Origin of the sequence: Methylobacterium sp., assembly GCF_019750675.1 — a bacterium.
In the GTDB taxonomy this organism is placed as follows: domain Bacteria; phylum Pseudomonadota; class Alphaproteobacteria; order Rhizobiales; family Beijerinckiaceae; genus Methylobacterium.
In genome coordinates this window covers 1-6,675 of record NZ_JAIEOF010000350.1, presented here as the reverse complement: position 1 = coordinate 6,675, position 6,675 = coordinate 1, and the positions used below count along the sequence as shown (strand labels likewise).

6 protein-coding genes are annotated in these 6,675 nt (G+C 72.4%); 1 reads left to right on the top strand and 5 read right to left on the bottom strand.

Features of this window, described 5'->3' with window-relative positions; all coding sequences use genetic code 11:
• The coding region (locus K2X24_RS17800; protein WP_292499672.1) for a CoA transferase subunit A at window positions 1-721 on the bottom strand (721 nt) is incomplete at its 3' end.
• A gap of 372 nt (window positions 722-1,093) precedes the next feature.
• Between K2X24_RS17800 and K2X24_RS17795 the strand changes: the two genes are divergently transcribed.
• Window positions 1,094-2,953 carry an AsmA-like C-terminal region-containing protein gene (locus K2X24_RS17795; RefSeq protein ID WP_292499670.1) on the top strand — a complete coding sequence of 620 codons (1,860 nt, stop codon included), beginning with the start codon at window positions 1,094-1,096 and terminating at the stop codon, window positions 2,951-2,953.
• Window positions 2,954-2,966: 13 nt separating this feature from the next.
• Here the strand turns inward: K2X24_RS17795 and K2X24_RS17790 are convergent, their stop codons facing one another.
• Genes K2X24_RS17790 through K2X24_RS17775 form a run of 4 tightly spaced genes read right to left on the bottom strand, consistent with a single transcriptional unit; the run spans window position 2,967 to window position 6,412 of the window.
• Window positions 2,967-3,740 carry an ABC transporter permease gene (locus tag K2X24_RS17790; protein WP_292499668.1) on the bottom strand — a complete coding sequence of 258 codons (774 nt, stop codon included), beginning with the start codon at window positions 3,738-3,740 and terminating at the stop codon, window positions 2,967-2,969.
• Window positions 3,737-4,624, bottom strand: coding sequence for an ABC transporter permease (locus tag K2X24_RS17785; protein WP_292499667.1), 888 nt, complete (start codon window positions 4,622-4,624; stop codon window positions 3,737-3,739). The genes K2X24_RS17790 and K2X24_RS17785 overlap by 4 nt, the downstream gene beginning before the upstream one ends.
• Window positions 4,621-5,703, bottom strand: a complete 1,083-nt coding sequence (locus K2X24_RS17780; protein ID WP_292499664.1) for an ABC transporter ATP-binding protein — start codon at window positions 5,701-5,703, stop codon at window positions 4,621-4,623. The genes K2X24_RS17785 and K2X24_RS17780 overlap by 4 nt, the downstream gene beginning before the upstream one ends.
• A gap of 16 nt (window positions 5,704-5,719) precedes the next feature.
• Window positions 5,720-6,412, bottom strand: coding sequence for a Crp/Fnr family transcriptional regulator (locus K2X24_RS17775; protein ID WP_055952878.1), 693 nt, complete (start codon window positions 6,410-6,412; stop codon window positions 5,720-5,722).
• Window positions 6,413-6,675: the final 263 nt, after the last annotated feature.

Genomic DNA, 6,675 nt, shown 5'->3' with positions numbered 1-6,675 from the left:
CGGCGGCGGGCACGGCGGGCTCGCCGCGCTTGCGGGTGGTGCGCTGCTCGATGCGCTTCTCGCGCACGGGCACGTGGACGATGCGCTTCACGAAGATGCCGGGGGTGATGATGGTGTCGGGGTCGATCTCGCCGGGCTGCACGAGGTGCTCGACCTGGGCCACGGTGATCCTGGCGGCGGTGGCCATCATCGGATTGAAGTTCCGCGCGGTCTTCCGGTAGATCAGATTGCCCTCGGTGTCGCCCTTCCAGGCATGCACGATGGCCAGGTCCGCGAACAGGCCGCGCTCCATCACGTAGTTCTCGCCGTCGAACTCGCGCACATCCTTGCCTTCGGCGATCAGGGTGCCGACGCCGGTCTTGGTATAGAAGGCCGGGATGCCGGCGCCGCCGGCGCGGATGCGCTCGGCCAGGGTGCCCTGCGGGTTGAACTCGATGGCGAGCTCGCCCCCGAGATACTGCCGGGCGAATTCCTTGTTCTCGCCCACATAGGACGAGATCATCCGGGCGACCTGGCGGGTCTCCAGGAGCTTGCCGAGGCCGACGCCGTCGATGCCCGCGTTGTTCGAGACCACGGTGAGGTCCTTCACGCCCGAGTCGCGGATCGCATCGATCAAGGCATCCGGGATACCGCAGAGGCCGAAGCCGCCGCACATGATCATCATGCCGTCCTTCAGCACGCCGGACAGCGCCGACGCAGCGTCCGAATGTACCTTCTTCATGGAAGTCCTCCTGTCCCGTCCCTGTCTTCGTCCGCGCGACCGTCACGTGAAAGCCGCGTCCTGCCAAGCCCATGCGGCGGTGCAACGGTTACATTTCCCGCGCCGCCGCATCCCGATCGGCAGGATCGTGCCGGATCGTTCCGGCCCGTCTTTGCGCCGGCCCCGGCCTCCCGCACAAGCCGTTCGGGCGATCTCGCCCGTGGATGGCGATTTCGTCCGAACCGGCCTCGGGGAGACAAGCGGGCGCGCCCGGGATATCAGGAAGGTGATCGCCGGGCCTCTCCCGCGCCGCCGCGGTCATGCCGCCAGGCGCCTCGTCCCCATCGACGATCGCGCGGACCATCGCGCGGGTGGGTTGCCGGATGGAGTGGAATGCCGCTGCGCCGCATCATAACAGGCTTTGCTTCCGCGGCGCTCGCCGCAGGCCTCACCTGCGCCTGCCTGCCCTGGTCGGTGGCCCTGCCGGACCTGAACCGGTTCGTGGCGCGGGATCTCGCGCGCGCCTACGGCGTCGTGCTGAACGCAGCGGACGCCGTCGAGATCACGCTCCTCCCCCTGCCCCGCCTCGGCTTCCGCGCCGTGCGCCTGACCTCGGGCAGCCCGGAGGGACCCGTCTTGGCGGAGGGCGGAACCCTCTCGCTCCAGCTCAACGTCGTCGCGCTGCTCGCCGGGCGCATCGACGTGAACACCATCGCGTTGGACGGCGCCACGATCCGGCTGCCGACGGGGGCCGGAGATACCCGCTGGGCCGAGCCGGTGCGCCTGCTCGAGGCGCGCCTCGGGGCGGACGGGTCCGCGCATCCGCGTCGGATCAGCGTATCCCGGGCGGTCGCCACGGGCAGCGACCCGCGGGACGGCACGCCGCAGACGGCCGAGGACATCGACCTGTCCCTGTCCTGGCCGCTCTGGAGCGCCCAGGCGGATCTCAGTGGGCGCTTCTCCTGGAACGCGACACCCGCCCGTTTCACCGTCACGGGCCTGCGCCCCGTCGACCTGCTCGGCGGCGATGCCAGTCCGTTCGCCCTGACGGCGAGCTGGGCGGCGGGCACCATGGCGGCCGAGGGCAACGGCCGCATCGGCGCCGACGGCCTCAAGATGACCGGGCGGGGCACGTTCCAGACGCGGTCCCTGCCCGAGACCCTCGCCTGGGCCGGCGGCACCGTGGCGCTCGCGCCCTTCGTGGAGGGGTTCGGCCTCGACGGCAGCTTCGCGATGGACGGCCGCCAACTCCTGCTGCCCAACGTCCAGGTGACGTTCGGAGCCAACCGGCTTGAGGGCGCCGGGTCGGTCGACTTCGACCGGAACCGCCCCGCGATCCAGGCGACGCTCGCCGCCGAGAGCCTGAACCTCGCCCCCTTCCTCGCCGATACGCTGCGGATGTTCGGCCTCGCTGCCGGCGACGCGGCAGGGTCCGACTGGCGGACCCGCAGCCTCGCCCTGGCGCCACTCACGGGCGGCGACCTCGACCTGCGGCTCTCGGCGGGCGCGGCGCGCTTCGGGCCGATCCTCGCCGAGGACGTCGCCGCGAGCGTCCTGGTGCGGGCCGGGAACATCGAGGCCGCCCTCAATCGCGCGACCCTGGCGGCCGGGACCCTGAAGGGTCGCCTCGCCCTCACCGCCTCTCCGGCCGATCCCGCGATCACCGAGATGCGGGCCCAGGGCGCGTTCGACGGCCTCGACCTCGCCGCGTTTCTCGGCACGCTGCGCCCGGAGAACTGGGTGGCCGGTCGGGCCCAGGGGCAGTTCATGGCCGAAGGCTCCGGCGCGACCGCGGAACGGCTCCTGAGCCACGTGGGCGGACACGCGGCCCTCGGCGTCGAGGGCGGCACCCTCGTGGGCGTCGACCTCACGGAGGCTGCCCTTCGCCCCGGCGTCCCCGTGCGCCGGGCCGGACGCACGGCCTTCGAACGCGCGACCTTGAGCCTGCGCTTCACGAACGGCGTCGGTCAGGTCACAGAGGGAACGCTCGAAGGCCAGGCACTCTCCGCCTCTTTGCAGGGACGGGTCTTCCTGCCCGACCAGCGCTGCGAGGCGGTGGCGGAGGTCGCGACGCGCAGCCCGGCGACGGAGGCCGCGCGGGCGAGGCCGACGCGCTTCCTGATCGGCGGCCCCCTCGACGACCTCGCGGTGCGCAGCGTGTCCGCCGACGCCGAACCGGGTTCGCGCGGCGGATCCGTCCTGGCGCCGAACGCCCTGAGGCTCCCGACCGCCGCCCGCGCCTACGCGCCCTGAGGCCGGCTCGCCCTCAGGCCACGCCCCGGCGCCCGGTCAGCCACGACGCGGTGAGCACGATGGCGGTGACGGCGCCGACGAGGAGCGTCGAGGCGGCGTTGATCTCCGGGTTCACCCCGAGCCGGACCTGGCTGTAGAGGCGCATCGGCAGGGTCGTCGCCCCCGGCCCCGAGACAAAGCTCGCGATGACGAGATCGTCGAGGGAGAGGGTGAAGGCAAGGAGGAAGGCCGCCGCCAGGGACGGAGCGATCAGCGGCAGGGTCACGGTGGAAAAGACCCGGGCGGGATGCGCGCCGAGATCGGCCGCCGCCTCCTCCAGCGACCGGTCGAGGCCCCGCAGGCGCGCCCCGACGATCACCGCCACGAAGCCGAGCCCGAGGGTGGCGTGGGCGACCACCAGGGTGAGGAGGCCGCGATCGAGGCCGAAGCCCACGAAGAGCAGCAGCAGCGACAAGCCGGTGATCACCTCCGGCATGACCAGGGGGGCGTAGATCAGCCCGGTGAAGAGCCGGCGGCCGGCAAAGCGCCCGCCCCGGTCGAGGGCGAGCGCCGCCAGGGTCCCGAACACCGTAGCGAGAGCGGCGGATGCAAGCGCCACCATGAGGGAGACCCCCGCCGCCTCCCGCAGGGGAACGTCGGCGACGAGCACCCCGTACCAGCGCGTCGAGAACCCGCCCCAGACCGTGACGAGGGCCGAGGCGTTGAACGAGTAGATCACCAGGATCAGGATCGGCACGTACAGGAAGCCGAGCCCGAGGCTCAGGGCGATGCGATCGAGCGCCCTCACCGGCGGCCCTCCCGCGCGGTCGCCTCGTCCTCACGGAACAGAATCAGCGGGCCGACCACCAGGACGAGGACGAGGATCGCCACCGCCGAGGCGAGGGGCCAGTCGCGGTTGGAGAAGAACTCGCTCCACAGCACGCGCCCGAGCATCAGCGTGTCCGAGCCGCCGAGCAGGTCCGGAATGATGAATTCGCCGACCATCGGCACGAAGCAGAGCAGCGCTCCGGCCGCCAGTCCCGGGCGGGCGAGCGGCAGGGTCACGGTCCAGAACACCCGCATCGGCCCGGCGCCGAGATCGGCCGCGGCCTCGGGCAGGCGCGGGTCGCGCTTGGCTAGTACCGCGTAGAGCGGCAGCACCATGAAGGGCAGGTAGGCGTAGGTCAGCCCGATCAGCACCGCCCCTTGGGTGTTCAGGATTTCCAGGGGCTGCGCGATCAGCCCGAGCCGCATCAAGCCGGTGCTGAGCAGCCCTTCCGGCTTCAGGATCGCGATCCAGGCGTATATCCGGATGAGGAAGCTCGTCCAGAACGGCACGATGAGGAGCGCGACCAGCAGCGGCTGCCAGCGCTCCGGGGCGCGGGCCATCGCGAGGGCGATCGGGGTGCCGATCAGCGCCAGGATCGCGGTGGCGATGGCGGCGAGCATCACGGAGGACAGGGCGGCGTCGCGGTAGAGCGCGTCGCTCGCCAGCGTCTCGAAGTTGGTGAAGTCGAGGGCTTCGAGGAAGTTGCCCCAGCCCTCGATGCCTGCGCTCCAGTCGAGCACCGGCAGGTAGGGCGGCTGAGCGGTGGCCGGCGTCGACAGGCTGATCTTCAGGGTCAGGACCACCGGCAGCAGCACGAAGGCCGCGAGCCAGAGGCCGGGCAGGACCGGGAGCAGGCGCTTCATGCCGCCGCCGGCATCAGCCAGGCCCGCTCCGGCGCATAGGACAGGTGGACGCTCTCCCCGACGCCGGGGCACGCCTCCTCCGCCGGCGCGCTCACCCGCCAGACCGATCCGTCGGCGAGGCGGACCCGGAGCCGGATGCGATCACCGAGATAGGTCGTCTCGACGACCTGCCCGGGCAGGCCCGGGCCGTCCCCGGACGGCGCACGCGTCAGCGCGATGCGCTCGGGCCGCAGGGCGATGACCCCCTCCCCCTCGGCGGTGCCGAGGGCCCGCAGGGGGCCGAGGGCGGTGTCGAGGCCGGCGAGGCCGCCGGGCTCCCGCCCCAGCACCCGGCCGGGGATCAGATTCACGTCCCCCAGGAGTCCGGCGACGAAGCGGTTGGCCGGGCGCTCGTAGAGGCTCGCCCCGTCGCCGATCTGCACGAGGCGGCCGGCCTCCATCACGCCGATGCGGTCGGCCAGCGCCAGGGCCTCGGCCGGGTCGTGCGTCACCACGATGAAGCCCGTGCCGAGGCGCCGCTGCAGGGCGCGCAGCTCCCCTTGCGTCTCCTCGCGCAGGGCGCGGTCGAGGGCGCCCAGCGGCTCGTCGAGGAGCAGAACCTGCGGGGCGCGGGCGAGGGCCCGCGCCAGGGCCACTCGCTGCCGCTGCCCGCCCGACAGGGTGTCGGGCCGGCGCGGGCCGAACCCGTCGAGGCGCACCAGGCGCAGGAGTTCGTCCACACGCGCTTGCCGCGCCGCGCGCCCGAGGCCGGAGAGGCCGTAGGCGATGTTGGCGGCCACGCTCATGTGCGGGAACAGGGCGTAGGACTGGAACATCATGTTGACCGGCCGGCGATGCGGCGGGTCCAGGGTGATGTCGGCGCCGCCGAGGCGGATCGTGCCGGCGCTCGGGGTCTCGAACCCGGCGATCAGGCGCAGCAGCGTGCTCTTGCCGCAGCCCGAGGGTCCGAGCAGGCAGACGAACTCGCCGGGCCGCAGGGTCAGGTCGAGGTCGGCCACCGCCGCATGCGTGCCGAAGCGCTTGCCGAGGCCGGCGCAGGTGAGCAGGCCGGCCGCTGCGGGAACAGGCGTCGACGCCATGGCGGGGGCCGCGCCCTCAGCTGTCCTCGCGCAAGGCTTCCGCGACGCGGGCCTCGAGAAGGTCGGGCCGGCGGATCACCAGGGCTCCGCGCGTCCGGTCGATCAGCCCGTCGGCGGCCATCACGGTGAATTCCCGCGTCACCTGCTCGCGGCGGCAGCCGATGCGGGCGGCGAGCACGTGGTGGTAGGGCGGCGGGGTCACGACCCGCTCGCCGTCGCCGCCGGCCCGGGGCACCGAGAGACGCAGCAACTCGGCATAGAGCCGGTGGCGCAGATCGAGGAGCGCGTGCTCCATCAGGCGGGTGTTCAGTTCGCGCACGCGCTTCGCCAGCAGGCGGAACAGCCGGTCGGCGATGGCTTCCGAGGCGAAGATGATCTGCCGGAACACGGGAGCGGGCACGACGCAGACCTCGCCGCGGGTCAGCGCCGTGACGTTGGCCGAGCGGCCGATGCCGTCGAGGGCCGCGAGCTCGCCGAAGAAGGCGCCCCCGCGCATCTCGCCGAGAATCACTTCCTTGCCCGATTGCGAGCGGTTGAGGATGCGCACCTCGCCGGAGGCCAGGAAGTAGACGTCGGTGGAGACGTCGTCGTAATCGACAAGCACCTCGTTCTCGTCGAAGCGGCGCCAATGGCAGCGCGTCTCGTAGACGGACAGCTCGATTCCCGGCTCCTTGAAGAACGGGATGGTCGTCAGCCGTCCTGTCGTCACGCGTCCTGCCCCCGTCGCTGTTCCGACCTGATCGATACGCCGTGCAAGTCCTGGGTCAAGCGTTCACGGCCGCTCGCCCGCCGATAGGCGTGGATGCGCGGTTCGCGCGCCCCTTGCCCGGCGGCGGGGACCGCGCGTCGCCGGCCGCTTGCCAGTCAGCCCCCGACCCCGCAAAAGCGCGCCATGCTCCGCGTCAACGACCTCACCTACCGCATCGGCGAGCGCCTGATCCTCGACGGCGCCACCTTCGTCATCCCGGACCG